Below are 17,429 nucleotides of genomic sequence, written 5' to 3'. Positions count from 1 at the left end.
AACAATAGGGCATCGCTTTCCGGGTGACAAGAAATCAGCCCGGATCCTTCCAGCGGCGGGCAAGACCGGTGTCGATGCCGAAGAGATCGAGCACGCGTCCGATGGAATGGTCGATCATGTCTTCGAGGCTGGCGGGTTTTGCATAAAAGGCCGGCACCGGCGGAGCGATGACCGCGCCCATTTCGGCAAGCTGCGTCATGGTGCGCAGATGGCCGAGATGAAGGGGCGTTTCGCGCACCATCAGTACCAGCGGCCGACGCTCCTTCAGCGTCACGTCGGCGGCGCGCGTCAGCAGGCTTGACGTGACGCCGGTGGCGATTTCCGACATGGAGCGCACCGAACAGGGCGCTACCACCATGCCCATCGCCCGGAACGAGCCGGAGGCGATGCCGGCGCCGATATCCGTCTGCGCGTGCCAATGGCTGGCGCGCGCCCTGACATCGGCAACCTTCAACTCCGTCTCATGCGCCAGCGTCACCTCGGCCGAGCGTGACATCACCAGATGCGTCTCGATGCCGGCCTCGCGCAGCACCTCCAGCATGCGCACGCCATAAATGACGCCGGATGCACCGGAAATGCCGACGACGATGCGTTTTTCTGTCATGGATGCAACTGATTAGGCGGCTTTCGAACGGATGACAATGGCCTTCTTGCGCAGGAAGCGTCGGAAGCCGCCATAGCCGTAGCGGCTGCCGCCGAGGCCCGAGCAGCCGAAGGCCGTCTTCTCGGCCGTGGCGCCGACGCCGCCCATCGTGTCGAAATCGTTGATCCACAACCCGCCGGCATGAATGCGGCTGCCAAGGGCAATCGCCTTCTCCTCCTCGCCGATGACGGCCGCCGACAGGCCGAATTCGGTATCGTTGGCCAGCCGCACGGCCTCTTCCTCGGTGTCGAAGGCCATGATCGGCACGATCGGCCCAAAGGTTTCGTCACGCATGATCGCCATGTCCTGGGTGACGTCGACCAGCACGGTCGGCTCGCACCACAGCCCGCCCTTGTGCTCGACGATCCGGCCGCCGGTCAGCACCTTCGCGCCCTTGGCGAGGGCGTCGGCGATCTGCTCGCGCAAGATCTCCGCCTGGCGGGCGAAGATGACGGGTCCAAGTTCGCCCGTCTTGATGTCGTCGGTGTTCATCGCCAGTGCCTGCATGCGCGCCACGACGCGCTCGCAGACCGCGTCATAGACACCGCGCTGCACATAGACGCGCTCGATGGCGCAGCAGAGCTGGCCGGAATTTTCCACCGAACCGCGAACGATGATCTCGGCGGCGAAATCCGGTTCGGCGCTGTCCAGCACCACGGCGGGATCGCTGCCGCCGAGTTCGAGGAAGACCGTCTTGAACTGCGACGCCGCCCGCTCCTGCACCTTGCGGCCGGTGCGCACCGAGCCGGTGAAGACGAGCGTATCGGTGAGATCGACGATTTCAGCACCCGTCTCGCCATCGCCCTCGAAGACGTCGAGCACGTCACGCAAGTGCTCCACTTCAGCAATCGCCTGCCGGAACGGCTTGATGAAGCGCGGCGTGACCTCCGATGGCTTGATCGCCACGGCTGAACCGGCGAGCAGCGCGGTGATCGCATCGATCATGCAGAGAATCAGCGGATAGTTCCACGGCGAGATGATGCCGACGAGCTCATAGGGCACATGCTGCTGCTGGAAACGCAGGGTGGGATCGGAGGAGGTGCCGCGTGCCTCCGCCAGCGCCTCGGCCGCCGTGGCGCAGCGCATGCGGGTGATGCCCTTCAGCCCCTCGATCTCGTTGACCGACCATTCGTAGCGGCCAGTATCGGCGCTCAGCGCCTGGAGGATCGCGTCGTAATGGCGGTCGACGGCATCGCAGAGGTCGAACATCGCCTTGGCGCGGCCTTCGATGCCAAGTGCATGCCAGGCGGGCTGGGCGGCGCGCAGTTCGGCGCAGCGCGCGGCAAGCTGCGGCGCATCGAGCGGGGTGATCGCGTAATCGTTCTCGCCGGTGCGCGGATTGCGGATCTGGAGCGTGCGGGTCATGACGGAGTTCCTCACAAAGCATGTCGCGCTAAAGTGTTTGGCAGTTTTGCGTGACATGCAGCAAACAAAGGCTTTTTACCGAGAATGACGAAGCGGAGACCGGCTGCAAAGAGCGATGGCGCTGGGATTGCCGATATCCAAAAATTTTGGACGGGCGGGACAAAAGCGCGGGTTGTTATCGCCAGCGCGAAGCGGCTTTACTTCTTCGGATAACAGGGAGACGACCATGCGCCATTTCATCGACGACCTTCAAAAGCGCGGCGAGCTTGCCGTGGTGCGCCGGCCGGTCGATCCCCGCCACCAGCTTGCCGCCGTCACCAAGGCGGTGCAGAAGGCGGGCGAACAGGCGGTGCTGTTCGAGAATGTCGAGGGCAGCAGCTTGCCGGTTGTCTCCAACCTGTTCGGCAGCCATGAGCGCCTGCGCCGGCTGATCGGCGCCGGCGACAAGACCTTCTGCCAGCGCTGGATCGAACTGACCGACGCCTGTCTTGCTGGCCGCGATGCCGATGTGCTCGAAGCCGCCCCCGCCTCCGTCGCGACCGAATTTCGCGACGGCACGCTGTCGGATCTGCCGGCGATCACCTATCACGAGCGCGACGCCGGCCCCTATTTCACCTCGGCGATCTTTCTGGCGCGCGAGCCGGACAGCGGCGTGCCGAACCTCTCTTTCCACCGTTCCATGCATGTCTCGGACAGCGAATTGCGCGTCCGGCTCGGCGGCACGCATGATCTCGCCCGCTACCAGGCCAAGGCCGAGGCGCGCGGCGAGGCGCTGGAGGCAGCACTGCTGCTCTCCTGCCCGCCGGAGCTGTTCATGGCGGCTTGCGCCTCCCTGCCCTACGAAGCCTCGGAACTGGTGATGGCGGCGCAGATCACCGGCGGCAAGATCGCCATGCGCCCCTGCAAGACCATCGATCTCGACGTTCCCGCCTCGGTCGATATCGTCGTGGAAGGGCGTTTCCTGCCGAACGTCAAGCGGCCGGAAGGGCCGTTCGGCGAATTCATGGGCAATTATGTCGGCGTCGGCGACAATCATGTCTTCGAGGTCACCCATGTCAGCTACCGGCCGGATGCCGTCTTCCACGGACTGCTCTGCGGCTCGCCAGAGGATCTGCGGCCGCTGGAGGCGGTGACGGCGGCGCGTGTCTATCGCCATGTGTCGTCGCAGATGCCAGGCATCCTCGATGTCTGCTGCCGGCCGAACGTGATGATCTCGATCATAAAAATCCGCAAGACCTATGAGGGCCAGGGCAAGCATGCCATCCTCGCCGCCCTCGGCTCGCATCTCGATTACAACAAGGTGGTGATCGTCGTCGACGAGGATGTCGATATCTACGATCTCGACGACGTGATGTGGGCCTATATGACCCGTGGCCGCGCCGATACGCGCGCCATGATCCTGGAAGACATTCCCGGCTTCTACCGCGATCCGCACAAGGACCATTGGGGGCGGCTGTGCATCGACGCCACCATGCCCTTCGGCCGCGAGGCGGAATTCACCCGCAAGCGCGTGCCCGGTGAGAGCGATATCGTTCTCGCCGAATGGCTGGCATAGGCATGGCGGCGCCGGGCAAGCGCATCGTCGTCATCGGCGCCGGCATTGCCGGGCTGACCGCCGCGCGGCGGCTGCAACAGCAAGGGCATGAGGTGCGGGTGCTGGAGGCCGGGCCGATGCCAGGCGGGCGCGTCGGCGAGCGCATGGTGCGCGGCATCCGCTTCAATGCCGGAGCGCGGCTCGTCTACGCCTTCAGCAAGCCCTTCAACGCCCTGCTCGACGAGATCGGCCTGACACCGGCGCTGGTCCCAGTGCGCCGCCTGTCGGCGGAATGCGTCGGCACGGCGGATCGCTGGACGGTGGAACTGATGCCGGGTCTCAGCAGCCTTCTGACGCCCGGCCTGTCGCTGACTGAGCGCCTGCGCTTCGTCACCTTCGGCCTTGCGGCGCTGCGCGCTCGCACCGATCCCGACGACGCCGCCTCGACGCCCGCCGCGGATGCAGTAACACTCGCAGATCACATCCGCGACCGTCTCGGCGCCAATGTGCTGGAACGCATGGTCGCGCCGGTGTTTCGCGGCACACGCTGCTGGAACCCGGAAGAGGTCTCCGCCGCCTTCTTCGCCTCGACTGCGCCGCATCTCGTCGGCAAGGATACGGTGCATGTCTTCCAGGGTGGCATGGGCCGGCTGCCGCAGGCGCTGGCCGATGGGCTTGCCATCGACTGCGATACCCGCGCCACCGGCATCGAGACCTCCGGCAACGGCTGCCGCATCCATGTGGAACGGGAGGGGCAAAACCTTGTCCATGAGGCCGATCTGGTGGTCTGCGCCACCGAAGGCTCTCTTGCATCAGGGTTGTTTGCCGATCTCGATCCCGAGACGCGCGCCTTCTTTGCCGGCGTGCGCTACAATTCCCTCGGCATCGTCCATTACCGGCTGAACCGGCAGGTCGAGCCCGCCATGCAATTCTTTACCCGCGCCGCCGCCGGCCCGGTTGCGACCTGGCAGCAGGTTCCCGGAAACGAGACGACCGGCGAAGCGGCGCAGCTCTATGCCCAGCTCTCGCCGGAAGCAGTGCGGGAAGCGATCGAGCGCGGCATGACCGATCGGCTGGACGAACTGGTGAGTGACCGCGTCCGCGCTCTTTACCCAGGCCTCGACCGCGATTGCGCCGACCTGCACAATCAATGGATCGCCCGCAAGCTGCCGGTCTTCTATCCCGGCTATGCCCGGTCGATGTCCGACTTTCGCGAGCGGCAATCGGCGTCCCCGAAAAAAGTCTATTTCTGCGGCGATTATCTGGCGCAGGCGCTGATCACCGGCGCGGCCGCCAGCGGCGAGCGCGCCGCGCGTGATATCGCCAACCATTGGGGGACGCCATGAACCCGCTTCCCGCCCATCCCGCCTGGAATTTCGTGACCCGCCTCTACGCCGCGCCGGATGTCGCGCCGGCCTGCATGCGGCTTCAGCGCCTGTACGACATCGACGTGACGCTGATGCTGTTCTGCCTGTGGCGCGGCTCTGTCTGCGAGGCGCCGCTCGCTCCACATCTGCCGAACCTGATGGCGACGGCGGCGACCTGGCGCATTTCCGCCGTATTACCGATCCGCCAGACCCGGATGTGGCTGAAGGCCGAATCCGCATCCGATCCAACCATGGAAGGCCTGTATCAGCGGGTTCTGACGGCAGAGATCGAATGCGAGCAGGGCGAATTGCTGGCGCTGACGCAACACGCCGAAGCCCTTTGCGAAGGCATTTCGGAAGGGCCGTTTCCGGCCGTCATGGCCGCCAATCTCTCCGGCTATCTCCATGCGGCGGGCATCGCGCCGACAGAGGCGGATCGGGCCGACATGGCGCTCATCCTCACCGCCGCCAGAGGCTGATCCGCGTCCATCCGCATATCCCCCTGTAAACCCGAGGAGTAGAACCCAATGCAGAACCGCATCTTTTCCGGCGCGCCGTCAGAGGACTTCGCCGGCTATGCCAAGGCCGTGATCGACGGGCCGACTATTTATGTCTCCGGCACGATGGGCCAGGATCCGCAAACCAATGCCTTCCCCGAAGGTGTCGCCGACCAGACGCGAAACGCGCTCGCCTCCATCGATGCGGCACTCTCCAAGGCCGGAGCGAGCCTGAAAAATGCCGTCGCTTGCCGCGTCTACATCACCGACGGCGCCTTCCTGAAGGATGTCGCCACCGTTCTCGGCGAGGTCTTTGCCGAGATCCGCCCAACCAATACGCTGCTGATCTGCCAGCTGCCCGCCCCTGGCGCCAAGGTCGAGATCGAAATCACCGCCTCGACCCGCAGCTAAGCCAAAATCACTTTCGCGCATGAAAAGGCCGGCATTGCCTTCGCAATGCCGGCCTTTTTCGTTTCGCGATCCCCGGTCACTTGCCGGGGATCAATCCTTGCGGGCGGAAGCGCAGCACGACGATGAGGATGACGCCCATCACCAGCAGGCGCATATGGGCGGCGCTGTCGAGCAAATGCTGCTTCAGCGGCCCGTCGCCCATGCCGAGCGTCACCAGATGCATCAGCCCGTTGCCCCAGGGCTCCACCTGCACCCAGAGATACCAGATGAGGAAACCGCCGAGCACCGCGCCGAGATTGCTGCCCGAGCCGCCGACGACGACCATGACCCAGATCAGGAAGGTGAAGCGCAACGGCTGGTAGGCGCCGGGCGTCAACTGTCCTTCCAGCGTCGCCAGCATCGCTCCGGAAATGCCGAGCACGGCGCAGCCGAGCACGAAAACCTGAAGATGCCGACGGGTGACGTTCTTGCCCATGGCGGCGGCCGCCAGCTCATTGTCGCGGATCGCCCGCATCATCCGCCCCCAGGGCGAATGCAGCGCAGCTTCCGAAAGCCAGATCAAGACCAGCAAAACCACCAGGAACAGGCCGGCATACATCAGCTTGACGGTGATCGCCGAGGCCGCCACCGGATCGGCGCCGAAATGCGAGATGAAGGACAGGAAGCGCTCGCTCGCCTGCAAATCCACTTCATAGGGCACCGGCCGGGGGATATCGACGATGTTCTTGACGCCGCGATCCAGCCAGTCCTCGTTCTTGAGCACGGCGATGACGATTTCGGCGATGCCGAGCGTGGCGATCGCCAGATAGTCGGAACGCAGGCCCAGCGCCGTCTTTCCGATCAGCCAGCCGGCGCCGGCGGCCAGCAGGCCGCCGACCGGCCAGGCGAGCAGCACCGGCAGGCCGAGGCCGCCGATATTGCCCTGCACCGCCGGATTGATCGCCTCGACGGCGGCGACCGCCGGATCGAGGATCGTGCGATAGACGAAGAGACCGCCGACCAGCAGCACGGCGAGCGCCGCAATGCGGGCAAAACCCTTGGCCATGCGTTTGTATAGGAAGACCGCTGCGGCAATGATCAGCGCGCCGAAGACGAGCGCGCCGAGGATGCGCCAGCCGCCGGCGGACCAGGCGCCGGCCACCGGCGACAGCGACACCAGCGCCGTCGCCAGCCCGCCGAGCGCCACGAAGCCGACGGTGCCGACATTGTAGAGCCCGGCATAACCCCACTGGATGTTGACGCCGAGCGCCATCACCACCGAGATCAGGCCCATGTTGACGATGGCGAGCGCGGCGTTCCAGCTTTGCAGCACGCCGGTGGAGACGATCAGCGCGGCAACGACGAGAAACAGCAGAAGATTGCGGGTCGCGACACTCATGACGATTTGCCTCCAAAGATGCCGGTCGGCTTCAGCAGCAACACCAGGACAAGGACGGTGAAGCTGACGGCGATCTTGTAATCGGTGCTGAGAAGCTGCAGCAGCCCGTCCGGCTGCAGGCCGGCCGGCAGCAGATAGGCGACCACCTTCTTGAAGCCATAGGTGACGAAGACTTCCGAAAAGGCGACGACGAAGCCGCCGACCACGGCGCCGAGCGGATTGCCGAGGCCGCCCACGACCGCTGCCGCGAAGATCGGCAACAGCAGCTGGAAATAGGTGATCGGGCGGAAGGACTTGTCCAATCCGTAGAGAACGCCGGCCAGCGTCGCCAGCGTCGCCGAGAGGATCCAGACGATCACCACCACCCGCTCCGGATTGATGCCGGAGAGCAGCGCCAGGTTCTCGTTGTCGGAAAAGGCGCGCATGGATTTGCCGGTGCGCGTCTTCTTCAGGAACCATTGCAGCCAGATGACGGCAATCGCCGTCGTCACCAGCGTGATCACCTGGGCGCTGCGCAAGGCGAGCGTTTCGGTGAGCCCGGTCCATTCGCGGAATTGCGCAGCGGTGAAGACGAAGCGGGCGCCATCGGCGAACTGCCGGTCGTCGACGCCGATGACGGTGCGCACCAGCCCGCCCATCACGAACATCACCCCAAGCGAGGCCATGACCAGCGTGACGGAGGAGACCTTTCGCACCCGGTAATGGCGGTAGACCATGCGGTCTGTCGCCAGCACCACGAGAATGGTGGCGGCGATGCCGGCGGGCATGGCGAGCAGCGCGGTCGGCAGCGGCGCGATGCTGACGCCCATCGCCTGCAACACCCAGGTCGCCAGAATGGTGATCGCCGTGCCGAAGGCCATGGTGTCGCCATGGGCGAAGTTGGAGAAGCGCAGGATGCCGTGGATCAGGGTTGCGCCGAGTGCGCCGAGCGCCAGTTGCGCGCCGTAGGTCAGCGCCGGCAGCAGCACGAAATTGGCAAAGACGACGAATGCGTTGAGAATATCCATGCCGTCAGCCTCCCAGGAACGTGCTGCGCACTTCGGGATTGGCGAGCAGATCGGCGCCGCTGCCGGTGAAACGATTGCCGCCCTGCACCAGCACATAGCCGCGATCGGCCACTTCCAGCGCCTGGCGGGCATTCTGCTCGACCATCAGCACGGTGACGCCGGTGCGGGCGACATCGATGATGCGGTCGAACAGCTCGTCCATGACGATGGGGCTGACGCCGGCGGTCGGCTCGTCGAGCAGCAGCACCGCCGGTTCGGTCATCAGCGCCCGGCCGACCGCCACCTGCTGGCGCTGGCCGCCGGAAAGCTCGCCCGCCGCCTGGTGGCGCTTGTCGCGCAGCACCGGAAACAGCGCATAGACCTGCTCCATCGTGCCGCGGAAATCGTCGCGGCGCAGGAAGGCGCCCATTTCGAGATTTTCCTCGACGGTCATCGAGGCGAAGACGTTTTCGGTCTGCGGCACGAAGGCCATGCCCTTGGCGACGCGCTCCTGCGGCTGCAGGCGGGTGATATCCTCGCCGCCGAGGCGGACGCTGCCCTTGCGCAGCTTCAGCATGCCGAACACGGCCTTCATCGCCGTCGACTTGCCGGCGCCGTTCGGACCGACGATAACGGCGATCTCGCCTTTCTCGACGGCGATGGTGCAGCCGTTGAGGATATCGGCGCCGCCGTAACCGCCGGTCATGCCCTCGCCGATCAGGAAGGGCGTGTTGTTCGCGGTCTCGCTCATGGCGTCGCCCCCGCACCCGGTCCCTTGCCGACGACCTTGTTCTTCAAGCCGCGGCCGAGATAGGCCTCGATCACCTGCTCGTCGCTGACGATCTCGTCCGGCGAGCCCTGGGTCAACACCTTGCCGGCGGCCATGACCACGACGCTGTCGCAGAGACGCGCGATGAAATCCATGTCGTGCTCGATGACGCAGAAGGTATAGCCGCGCTCCTTGTTGAGGCGCACGATCGCCTCGCCGATGGTCTTCAGCAGCGAGCGGTTGACGCCTGCGCCGACCTCGTCGAGGAAGACGATGCGGGCATCGACCATCATGGTGCGGCCGAGTTCCACCAGCTTTTTCTGCCCGCCCGACAGCGCACCGGCGCGCTCGTCGCGCAGATGGGTCAGCGTCAGGAAATCGAGCACTTCCTCGGCCTTGGCACGCAGCCGCGCCTCTTCCTCGCGGATGCGGCCGCGATTGGCCCAAGTGTTCCAGATGGATTCACCGCTCTGGCCGCCCGGCACCATCATCAGGTTTTCGAGCACGCTCATGCTGGAAAATTCCTGGGCGATCTGGAAGGTGCGCAGCAGGCCCCTGGAAAACAGCACATGCGGCGGCAATCCGCCGATATCCTCGCCCGCCATGGTGATCCGGCCGGAGGTCGGCTGGTAGGCGCCGGCGATGGTGTTGAACAGCGTCGACTTTCCGGCGCCGTTCGGCCCGATCAGCCCGGTGATCCGCCCTTTAGGGATGTGCAGGGAAACACCGTCGACAGCCCGGAAGCCGCCGAAGTGCTTGTGTACGTCATGACAAACGATCATTCATTCCTCGACGATGAGGCAAGCCAGCCCGCCGCCAGGGCAAACAGCCTCCATGCGGGAAGCCGGCTGCCGGGGACGAGCCGGAGCAATTCCAGTCGAATACGCCGCCAGGGCGCCCTCGAAAGGGCGCCCTGGCAAACCGTATCAGTGGAACTTGACGGTCTTCATCTCGCCGCCTTCGATCTGGACCTCGCGGTAGGAACCGGCGCTTTCGCCCTTGCCGATGAACTCCACGGCCGAACCGCCGACATAGTCGATGTCGCCGCCGTCCTTGAGGATCTTCAGCGCCTTGGCCAGATCGCCGGGATAGATCTTCTCGCCAGGCGCGTTGACGACATCCATGATCTTGCCCTTGTAGTCAGCCGGCTTGGCGGAACCCGCGGCCTGCATGGCGAGCAGCATGATCGCGGCGGCGTCATAGGTTTCCGGCACGAAGGTGGCGGTGCTGTTGATACCGGCAGCCTTGGTCATCTCCACAAGCTTGGCGGCACCCGGGCTGTCGGAGCCCGGCAGGTCGCCGAAAGAGCCGTCGATCTGCTTGCCGAACTTCTTGAGCAGGCTTTCGCCCCACATGCCGTTCGGGAAGACGAACTTGGAGAAGGCGCCGGTATCGAGCGCCGTCTGGACGACGCCGGAGCCGCCCTGGTCGGCATAACCCGCGACGACCAGCGCATCGCCGCCGGCCGACGACAGCGCGCCGACTTCGGCCGAATAATCGCCCTTGCCGTCCTCATGCGGGGCCGAAAGCGTGATCTTGCCGCCGAGCTTCTCGAAGGCGGCCTGGATCGACGAGGCGATGCCCTTGCCGTAGTCGTTGTTGGTGTAGCTGATGGCGGCCGTCTTGACGCCGCGATCCATCATGATCTGCGCCAGCACTTCGCCTTCGCGGGCGTCGGAAGGGGCGGTGCGGAAGAAAAGGCCCTTGCTGTCGATGGTCGACAGGCCCGGCGAGGTCGCCGACGGCGAGATCAGCACCATGCCGTTGGGGATCGCCACATTGGTCAGCACGGCGCTGGCCGCACCCGAGCAGGTCGGGCCGACGATGCCGGAGACCTTGTCGGAGGTGACGAGGCGCTCGCCGGTGGCCGTTGCGGCGCTGGCGTCGATGCAGGTTTCGTCGCCGCGCACCGCCACGACCTTGGTGCCACCGAGGAAAAGGCCGGAATCGTTGACTTCCTTAATCGCCAGTTCGGCGGCCTGCGCCATCGGCGGCGTCAGCGATTCGATCGGGCCGCTGAAGCCCATCTCGATGCCGATCTTGATTTCGTCGGCATGGGCGGCCGTTGCCAGCACCAGGCAGGAAACCGTTGCGATCAGATACTTCTTCATTGTCTCTCCCATGGAATGTTCCCGGTTCTTGTTTGAGCTGGAGCGGTGCCTCGACCATTCAGACCCCATGACCGCAGTATGAGCAGCGACGGCGCCGATGTCACAGGCAGACCTTTCGGAGACGGCACCCGTTTTTTTGATTTCGGCTTTTTGCCTCCCGGACAATCGCTCCGCTCGAACTCCACATGATTGCAATCGAGCGTCCGGGTCAAGAGATCAAAGCCAACCTGTCTTGCGAAACCTGTAGTAGAGAACGGAACAGAGGGCGACGATGACGGCCAGGATGATGAAATAGCCGTTATGCGTCTTCAATTCCGGCATGTTTTCGAAATTCATGCCGTAAATGCCGGCAATCGCGGTCGGCACGGCGAGGATCGCCGCCCAGGCGGCAAGCTGCCGGGTGATGACGCCCTGGCGCTGCTGCTCGAGCAGGTTCGAGGCCTCGAAAACCGAAGTGATGACTTCGCGCAACCCGCCCACCATGCTCTCAACCCGGCGGACGTGATCGAGCACGTCGCGGAAGAAGGGCTTGGCGTTCTGGTCGAGGCAGGGCAGGTCCAGATTGACCAGCCGTCCCACGACTTCCGACATCGGTCCGAGAATGCGCCCGAACAGGATGAGCTGGCGGCGCAGGCGAAACAGCCGCCGGATCTGCTCGCGCTCGAGAAACGAGACCAGCATCTGTTTTTCCATCTTCAGCACCTTGTCCTCGATGGTCTGGACTACCGGCAGGTAACCGTCGACGATGAAATCGATGATGGCGTGCAGCACGTAATCTGTGCCCTGGCGCATGAGCTGCGGCGAAGCCTCGATCTGGGCGCGCAACTCCGTGTGGGCGCGCGCCGAGCCGTGGCGCACCGTGATAATGTGATGGTGGCCGACGAAGATCGAGGTCTCGCCATAGCGGATCTTGTCGCCTTCGAGATGCGCCGTCTTGGCGATGACGAAAATCTGGTCGCCATAGACTTCCACCTTCGGCACCTGATGCGCGTTCAGCGCATCCTCGACCGCGAGCGGATGCAGGCCGAAGGTGCGCGCCAGCCCCTCGATTTCCTCCATGGTCGGCTCGAACAGGCCGACCCAGACGAATTCGTCGTCGCCGAACGCCGGCGGCGCTCCATCGAGCGCCACCGCCTCCTGCCGCACGCCTCCACGATAGACATAAGACGCAACGACCGACATCGAACCTCCAGGCTTGCAAGCTGTTGTTTGCGTCCTGCTTAGCCCTTTTCCGCCTCGTTTGGCCAGACCTATAAGGGCGTCGCATTTCCGGACGGAAAACCGTTGCTCCCTTTTCCTGGAATGCTTATTGCCCGCGTCGCTCCGCCAGCCAAGCGTCGCGGGCGGCGTGCTGGGCGGCAAGCTCGGCCTCGTCCCAATAGCCGATCAGCACGCCCTGCTCGATCAGCGGGTCGAAGCGGGGAAATTTCTCGTCCGCCGCCGTCACCCAGCGGTCGGGCACGGTGATGCGGTTGGCCGGCTTCTGCAGCCAGTCGGTGAGCGCTGCCTCCAGCCTTTCGATGACGCCGGCCATGGCCGGATCGCGGCCGCGGTCGGTTAGTTCGTCGGGATCGCTGGCGAGATCGAACAGCATCGGCGGCACCTGCGGTCCCGTCACCAGCTTGTAATGGCCGTCGGTGATCATGAACAGGCGGCAATCCGTGACCGGCAGATCCAGCGCCAGCCGCGCCCGGTCCCCGGCGTAGTCATATTCGCTGACCGCGAAGGACCGCCAAGGCCGATCGCTGCTGCCGCGCAGCAGCGGCAGCAGCGAGCGCCCTTCGAGGATATGCGGCCTGGCCTCGCCGCCGAGAAAATCGAGGAAAGTCGGGGCCATGTCGATCATCTCGACCAGTTCGTCGCGCACCGTCCCACGCGTCGCATCCGCCTTTGGGGACGGGTCGTAGACGATCATCGGCACCTTCACCGAGACGTCGTGGAACATGTATTTTTCGCCGAGCCAATGGTCGCCGAGGTAATCGCCATGGTCGGAGGTGAAGACGATCAGGGTGTTTTCGAACAGGCCGCGGCGTTCGAGGAAATCGAACAGCACGCCCATCTGGTCGTCGATCTGCTTGATCAGGCCCATATAGGCGGGGATGACCTTTTCGCGGACCTCGTCGCGGGAGAAATTGACCGAATAGCGCTCCGCCTGGAAGGCGGCGAGCACCGGATGCGGATCGATGCGCTCGGCTTCGGATCGCACCGGCGGCTTGACGTCGGCTGCGCCGTAGAGCGCGTGATAGGGCGCCGGCACGATATAGGGCCAGTGCGGCTTGATATAGGAGAGATGCGCGCACCAGCGCTCTCCCTTGGCCTCCGCTTCCTCGATGAAGCGCATGGCGCGGCGGGTCATGTAGGGCGTTTCGGAATGCTCTTCCGGAATACGGGCGGCCTTGTCGGCATGGGTCAGCAGCCAGCCGTTGAAATCCTCGCCATCGTCGCCCTCGCTGGAATTGGCGAAATGTTCCCAGGGGTTGTCGGCATCGAAACCGAGGTCGCGCAGATAGCGGTCATAGGCGGGATCGGGATCGTATTCGGTGGACGGATGCAGGCCGTCGTCGCGCTCATAGGGTTCGAAGCCGCATTGAGCGACATGTACGCCGATGATCGAGGCGGGGTCGATGCCGAGCCGCTGCATGCCCTCCTGATCCGCGACCATATGCGTCTTGCCGATGAGGGCGCTGCGCACGCCGATCTCGCGCAGATGGTCGCCTATGGTGGGCTCGCCGACGCGCAGGGGAATGCCGTTCTGGGTCGAGCCGTGCGAGCGCATGTAGCGCCCGGTATAGGCGCTCATGCGCGACGGGCCGCAGACGGTGGATTGCACGTAGCAATTGGAAAAACGCACGCCGCGCGCCGCCAGCCGGTCGATGTTCGGCGTCGCAAGGCTCGGATGGCCGGCGCAGGAGAGGTAGTCGTAGCGCAGCTGGTCGCACATGATGAAAAGGACGTTCTTGGCGGTGCTCACGGGCTCACCCTTTGCTATTGGCATTGCGGTAGTGCCAGAACAGCCAGCGCTTCTCGAACTGGAAGACGATGCTGTTGATGATCAGCCCCGCAAGCGAGATGAAGGCGATGCCGGCAAGGCCGCCTGATATCTGGAAATTTTCCTGCTGGCGCTGGATGAAAACGCCGATGCCGTTGGTGGCGAGCAGCATTTCCGAGGTGACGGCGACCAGCAGCGCCGAGGAGACGGCAAGCCTGACGCCGGTGGCGATCATCGGCAGCGCCGCCGGCAGGTCGATATGGAGCATCGCCTCCAGCTTGGTCAGGTGCAGTGCCCGCGCCACGAGGTTTGCGGCCGGATGCACGGTGCGCGACGCCTCATAGGTGTTCATCAGCAACGGCACGGCGGCGGCATAGGCAATGATGACGATCTTGGCGGCGTCGCCGGTGCCGGCAAACAGCATGACGATCGGCACCACCGCCGGCGGCGGCAGCGTCGCCAGCATGTCGATGGCCGGCTCCAGCACCTTGCCGAGCAGTTTCAGCCGCCCGAGCAGGATGCCGAGCGGCACCATCAGCGCCGCCGCGATCAGGAAGCCGATACCGGCCCGGATCAGCGTGAAGCCGAGCTGGCCGACGATCTGCGGATAGAGCTTGCTGATTGCCAGCAGCGTCTGCCACGGCCCCGGAAACAGCGGCGTATGGGCGCGCATCGCCAGCACTTGCCAGACGGCGAGGATGGCGACCGGCAGCCAGACGGCATTCCAGAAGGATTTGTCGGCCAGCCGTTTCATGGCGTCCGCTCCGTCATGCGCATGTGCCAGCCGGTGATGCGCCAGCGCAGCAGGTTGATCAGGGCATTCAGCACGACGCCGTTGAAGGCGCAGACGAACATCAGCGCATAGACCTCGGGAATGCGGGTGGCGAAGGCCTTGCGGATCAGCATGAAGCCGAGCCCGTCGCGGCCGGCGAGCATTTCGGCGACAACGACGGCGATCAGGCTGATCGTCGCGGCATACCGAATGCCGGCGAAGATTTCCGGCCAGGCGGCGGGCAGCTTGATCCGGAACAGGATGTCGCGTTCCGAAAGGCCGAGCATCCGGCCGGTCTTGACCTCGACCTCGCCGACCGCCGCCAGCGCCGCAGCACCATTGAGATAGGGCGGCCAGATGGTGACGAGGATGATGACGAAGGCATAAAGCTTGAAGCCGAGGCCGAGCATGAACACCGCCATCGGCACCACGGCCGCGGGCGGGATCGGCTGGACAAGGGCGGCGATCGGCCGGAAGGCGCTGCGAAAGGCCGGCACCATCTCGCCGAGCAAAGCAAGGCCGATGCCGATCAGCGACGAGCCGACAATGCCGACCAGCGCGCGGCCCAGCGTCAGCGAATCGCCGGCCAGCAACTCGCCGGAGAGCAGCATCGACCAGAAGCCGGCGGCAATATCCGGGATCGGCGGAAAATACTTGCGCGGCACCAGCTCCAGCATGGCGACGCCCTGCCAGACGGCAAGGATCAGCGCCAGCGAGACCAGCGACCGGAAACGGAGGATCCAGCGTTCCAGCGCCATGGTCATGCCTTTTCGGCGAGCGGCGTTTCGGCGCGGAAGCGACGGATCGCCGCCATCACGTCATGGCGGATATCGAGGAAGCGCGGGTCTTCGCGGGTGGTGATCTGGTCGCGCCGGTCGCCGAGATCGACGACGATATCGTGGTCGACACGGGTCGGGCGCCGGGTCAGCACCACCACCCGGTCGGCCATGTAGACCGCCTCGTCGACGTCATGGGTGACGAGGATGCAGGTCTGCCGGAAGCGTTCGGCCAGTTCCAGCAACAGATCCTGCATGTCGGCGCGGGTCTGGGCGTCGACGGCGGCCAGCGGCTCGTCGAGCAGCAGCAGCTCGCTTTCGGAGGCGAGGCCGCGGGCAATCGCCACGCGCTGCTGCATGCCGCCGGAAAGCTGCCAGGGATAATGATCGGCAAAGCCGTCAAGGCCGACGGCGGCCAGCAGTTCGCGGCCCTTGACGCGCTTTTCCGCCTTGCCGAGCGTGGTGTTGCGGATCATGCCGAAGACGACGTTTTCGAGATTGGACTTCCAGGCAAACAGCGAGCGCGAATAATCCTGGAACACCACGGCGATGCCGGCGGAGGGACCGGTGAGCACCTTGCCCTTGAAGCTGACGGCCCCGGCATCCGGCTTCAACAACCCGGCCAGCGCCATCAGCAGCGTGGTCTTGCCGCAGCCGGAGGGGCCGACGATCGAGACGAATTCGCCCTTCTTCACCGAAAAACTGATGCCGTCGAGAATCTTTAGCGCGCCCGCGCCCGTTCCATAGGATTTTGCCAGTTCCCTGGCTTCCAGCATGGTTTCCATATCCCACCTTCGATAAAAGAGGCCGGCGAAGATCGCCGGCCAATGGCTCGATCACTGCGCCAGGTTGTCGACCATGTCGTCCGCCTGGACCGGTTCGGGGAGCATGCCGGTCTTGTGCATCGAGTCGAGAAGCTTCTGCACGTCGGCGGCCGAGATCGTCATCTCGGGGCGGACGATGGGAAGGTGGAAATTCTTGGCGGTTTCCGGCGTCAGGCCGAGGAATTCGACGGCTGCGGCCTCCTCCTTGGCGCGGTCGGCGAGCATGGCGCGCCGCGCCTTGTCGGTAACGGACGCAAACGTCTTCAGCGTCTCGCGATTGGCGGCGAGATAGTCGTCGCCGGCAAAGACGACGTCGTTGATGACCGGTTCCTTTTCATCGGCGATGATGCCCTTCGCAATCACCGTCGCGCCGATGGCCTTGTTGCCGATGACGGAGGAATAGAAGGGATTGACGGTGCAGGCGGCGTCGATGCTGCCCTGCTCAAGTGCTGCTTCCTGCTGCGGGAAGGGCAGGATGACCGGCTGCACCTCCTCGAAGGGAATGCCGGCGGCGAGCAGATGATCGCGCCAGGTCAGCTCGCACAAGCCGCCATTGGCATTGAAGGCGACCTTCTTGCCCTTGACGTCGGCAAGCTTGGTGATTCCGGACGCTTTGGTGGCGACCAGCCAGGAAAATTTCTTGTCGGGATCGACCTCATGCGCCAGCGCCAGCACCATCTTGACGTTGATGCCATTGAGGCGCGCATTGATCGGCGGCACCGGCGCGGAATAGCCGATATCGGCCTCGCCGGAGGCAATGGCGGCGACGACGGCCGGACCGCCCTGGACTTCGGTCAGTTCGAGGTCGATGCCGGCCTTCTCGTAATCGCCGGCCTTCTTGGCGGCCATGATCGGCAGCATGCTGTCGGCCAGCAGATAGGCGAAGCGCAGCTTGGTGTTTTCCGCACGCGCCGCCGTCGTCGACAGGGCGGCGGCGAGGGCCGCACAAGTCAACGTTCCCAGAATCTTATTGAACATGTTAACTTTATGCATGGAGTTCCCCTTTT

17 protein-coding genes are annotated in these 17,429 nt (G+C 64.7%); 4 read left to right on the top strand and 13 right to left on the bottom strand.

What is annotated here, in order from left to right; genetic code table 11:
• Positions 1–34 precede the first annotated feature (34 nt).
• Positions 35–604, bottom strand: coding sequence for a UbiX family flavin prenyltransferase (locus P7F60_RS18215; RefSeq protein WP_277919168.1), 570 nt, complete (start codon positions 602–604; stop codon positions 35–37).
• Positions 605–616: 12 nt separating this feature from the next.
• Positions 617–2,008: an aldehyde dehydrogenase family protein gene (locus tag P7F60_RS18210; RefSeq protein WP_277919167.1), complete on the bottom strand. Its 1,392-nt coding sequence runs from the start codon at positions 2,006–2,008 to the stop codon at positions 617–619.
• A 226-nt stretch (positions 2,009–2,234) separates the two neighbouring features.
• Between P7F60_RS18210 and P7F60_RS18205 the strand changes: the two genes are divergently transcribed.
• Genes P7F60_RS18205 through P7F60_RS18190 form a run of 4 tightly spaced genes read left to right on the top strand, consistent with a single transcriptional unit; the run spans position 2,235 to position 5,817 of the window.
• Positions 2,235–3,563: a UbiD family decarboxylase gene (locus tag P7F60_RS18205; protein ID WP_277919166.1), complete on the top strand. Its 1,329-nt coding sequence runs from the start codon at positions 2,235–2,237 to the stop codon at positions 3,561–3,563.
• Positions 3,551–4,888 carry an NAD(P)/FAD-dependent oxidoreductase gene (locus P7F60_RS18200; RefSeq protein ID WP_277919165.1) on the top strand — a complete coding sequence of 446 codons (1,338 nt, stop codon included), beginning with the start codon at positions 3,551–3,553 and terminating at the stop codon, positions 4,886–4,888. Before P7F60_RS18205 ends, P7F60_RS18200 begins: the two co-directional genes overlap by 13 nt.
• On the top strand, positions 4,885–5,388 hold the full coding sequence (locus tag P7F60_RS18195) for a TIGR02444 family protein (RefSeq protein WP_277919164.1): 504 nt from the start codon (positions 4,885–4,887) through the stop codon (positions 5,386–5,388). The genes P7F60_RS18200 and P7F60_RS18195 overlap by 4 nt, the downstream gene beginning before the upstream one ends.
• A gap of 48 nt (positions 5,389–5,436) precedes the next feature.
• Positions 5,437–5,817 carry a RidA family protein gene (locus tag P7F60_RS18190; protein WP_277919163.1) on the top strand — a complete coding sequence of 127 codons (381 nt, stop codon included), beginning with the start codon at positions 5,437–5,439 and terminating at the stop codon, positions 5,815–5,817.
• Between the two features lie 76 nt (positions 5,818–5,893).
• Here the strand turns inward: P7F60_RS18190 and P7F60_RS18185 are convergent, their stop codons facing one another.
• From P7F60_RS18185 to P7F60_RS18135, 11 genes are all read right to left on the bottom strand, one after another.
• Positions 5,894–7,195 (bottom strand): branched-chain amino acid ABC transporter permease, encoded by a 1,302-nt coding sequence (locus P7F60_RS18185; RefSeq protein WP_277919162.1) that lies wholly within the window; start codon positions 7,193–7,195, stop codon positions 5,894–5,896.
• Positions 7,192–8,202, bottom strand: a complete 1,011-nt coding sequence (locus tag P7F60_RS18180; RefSeq protein ID WP_277919161.1) for a branched-chain amino acid ABC transporter permease — start codon at positions 8,200–8,202, stop codon at positions 7,192–7,194. The genes P7F60_RS18185 and P7F60_RS18180 overlap by 4 nt, the downstream gene beginning before the upstream one ends.
• Positions 8,203–8,206: 4 nt before the next feature.
• The gene (locus P7F60_RS18175; protein WP_277919160.1) at positions 8,207–8,932 is read right to left on the bottom strand and encodes an ABC transporter ATP-binding protein; all 726 of its coding nucleotides are present in this window, start codon (positions 8,930–8,932) and stop codon (positions 8,207–8,209) included.
• A complete protein-coding gene (locus tag P7F60_RS18170; protein ID WP_277919159.1) occupies positions 8,929–9,732 on the bottom strand; it encodes an ABC transporter ATP-binding protein in 804 nt (267 codons plus the stop codon). Before P7F60_RS18170 ends, P7F60_RS18175 begins: the two co-directional genes overlap by 4 nt.
• Before the next feature lie 144 nt (positions 9,733–9,876).
• Complete coding sequence (locus tag P7F60_RS18165) at positions 9,877–11,061, bottom strand: ABC transporter substrate-binding protein (RefSeq protein WP_277919158.1); 1,185 nt, start codon at positions 11,059–11,061, stop codon at positions 9,877–9,879.
• Between the two features lie 216 nt (positions 11,062–11,277).
• Complete coding sequence (corA, locus tag P7F60_RS18160) at positions 11,278–12,243, bottom strand: magnesium/cobalt transporter CorA (RefSeq protein WP_277919157.1); 966 nt, start codon at positions 12,241–12,243, stop codon at positions 11,278–11,280.
• A gap of 124 nt (positions 12,244–12,367) precedes the next feature.
• Positions 12,368–14,032 (bottom strand): alkaline phosphatase family protein, encoded by a 1,665-nt coding sequence (locus P7F60_RS18155; RefSeq protein ID WP_277919156.1) that lies wholly within the window; start codon positions 14,030–14,032, stop codon positions 12,368–12,370.
• 4 nt (positions 14,033–14,036) lie between these two features.
• On the bottom strand, positions 14,037–14,804 hold the full coding sequence (locus tag P7F60_RS18150) for an ABC transporter permease subunit (protein ID WP_277919155.1): 768 nt from the start codon (positions 14,802–14,804) through the stop codon (positions 14,037–14,039).
• Positions 14,801–15,586, bottom strand: a complete 786-nt coding sequence (locus P7F60_RS18145) for an ABC transporter permease (RefSeq protein ID WP_277919154.1) — start codon at positions 15,584–15,586, stop codon at positions 14,801–14,803. The genes P7F60_RS18150 and P7F60_RS18145 overlap by 4 nt, the downstream gene beginning before the upstream one ends.
• Positions 15,583–16,383: an ABC transporter ATP-binding protein gene (locus tag P7F60_RS18140; RefSeq protein WP_277919153.1), complete on the bottom strand. Its 801-nt coding sequence runs from the start codon at positions 16,381–16,383 to the stop codon at positions 15,583–15,585. The genes P7F60_RS18145 and P7F60_RS18140 overlap by 4 nt, the downstream gene beginning before the upstream one ends.
• 51 nt (positions 16,384–16,434) lie before the next feature.
• Positions 16,435–17,400 (bottom strand): ABC transporter substrate-binding protein, encoded by a 966-nt coding sequence (locus tag P7F60_RS18135; protein ID WP_277919152.1) that lies wholly within the window; start codon positions 17,398–17,400, stop codon positions 16,435–16,437.
• Positions 17,401–17,429 lie beyond the last annotated feature (29 nt).

This window comes from Rhizobium sp. YJ-22 (assembly GCF_029601685.1).
In the GTDB taxonomy this organism is placed as follows: Bacteria; Pseudomonadota; Alphaproteobacteria; order Rhizobiales; family Rhizobiaceae; genus Metarhizobium.
This window is presented reverse-complemented; position numbering and strand designations above follow the sequence as displayed.

Excerpts from the sequence above, each read along its gene's own strand:
- P7F60_RS18135 (WP_277919152.1), bottom strand. The coding sequence starts at position 17,400 with ATGTTCAATAAGATTCTGGGAACGTTGACTTGTGCGGCCCTCGCCGCC.
- P7F60_RS18175 (WP_277919160.1), bottom strand. The coding sequence starts at position 8,932 with ATGAGCGAGACCGCGAACAACACGCCCTTCCTGATCGGCGAGGGCATG.
- P7F60_RS18170 (WP_277919159.1), bottom strand. The coding sequence starts at position 9,732 with ATGATCGTTTGTCATGACGTACACAAGCACTTCGGCGGCTTCCGGGCT.
- P7F60_RS18205 (WP_277919166.1), top strand. The coding sequence starts at position 2,235 with ATGCGCCATTTCATCGACGACCTTCAAAAGCGCGGCGAGCTTGCCGTG.
- P7F60_RS18215 (WP_277919168.1), bottom strand. The coding sequence starts at position 604 with ATGACAGAAAAACGCATCGTCGTCGGCATTTCCGGTGCATCCGGCGTC.
- P7F60_RS18145 (WP_277919154.1), bottom strand. The coding sequence starts at position 15,586 with ATGACCATGGCGCTGGAACGCTGGATCCTCCGTTTCCGGTCGCTGGTC.
- P7F60_RS18150 (WP_277919155.1), bottom strand. The coding sequence starts at position 14,804 with ATGAAACGGCTGGCCGACAAATCCTTCTGGAATGCCGTCTGGCTGCCG.
- P7F60_RS18185 (WP_277919162.1), bottom strand. The coding sequence starts at position 7,195 with ATGAGTGTCGCGACCCGCAATCTTCTGCTGTTTCTCGTCGTTGCCGCG.
- P7F60_RS18210 (WP_277919167.1), bottom strand. The coding sequence starts at position 2,008 with ATGACCCGCACGCTCCAGATCCGCAATCCGCGCACCGGCGAGAACGAT.
- P7F60_RS18190 (WP_277919163.1), top strand. The coding sequence starts at position 5,437 with ATGCAGAACCGCATCTTTTCCGGCGCGCCGTCAGAGGACTTCGCCGGC.
- corA (WP_277919157.1), bottom strand. The coding sequence starts at position 12,243 with ATGTCGGTCGTTGCGTCTTATGTCTATCGTGGAGGCGTGCGGCAGGAG.
- P7F60_RS18140 (WP_277919153.1), bottom strand. The coding sequence starts at position 16,383 with ATGGAAACCATGCTGGAAGCCAGGGAACTGGCAAAATCCTATGGAACG.
- P7F60_RS18195 (WP_277919164.1), top strand. The coding sequence starts at position 4,885 with ATGAACCCGCTTCCCGCCCATCCCGCCTGGAATTTCGTGACCCGCCTC.
- P7F60_RS18200 (WP_277919165.1), top strand. The coding sequence starts at position 3,551 with ATGGCTGGCATAGGCATGGCGGCGCCGGGCAAGCGCATCGTCGTCATC.
- P7F60_RS18165 (WP_277919158.1), bottom strand. The coding sequence starts at position 11,061 with ATGAAGAAGTATCTGATCGCAACGGTTTCCTGCCTGGTGCTGGCAACG.
- P7F60_RS18180 (WP_277919161.1), bottom strand. The coding sequence starts at position 8,202 with ATGGATATTCTCAACGCATTCGTCGTCTTTGCCAATTTCGTGCTGCTG.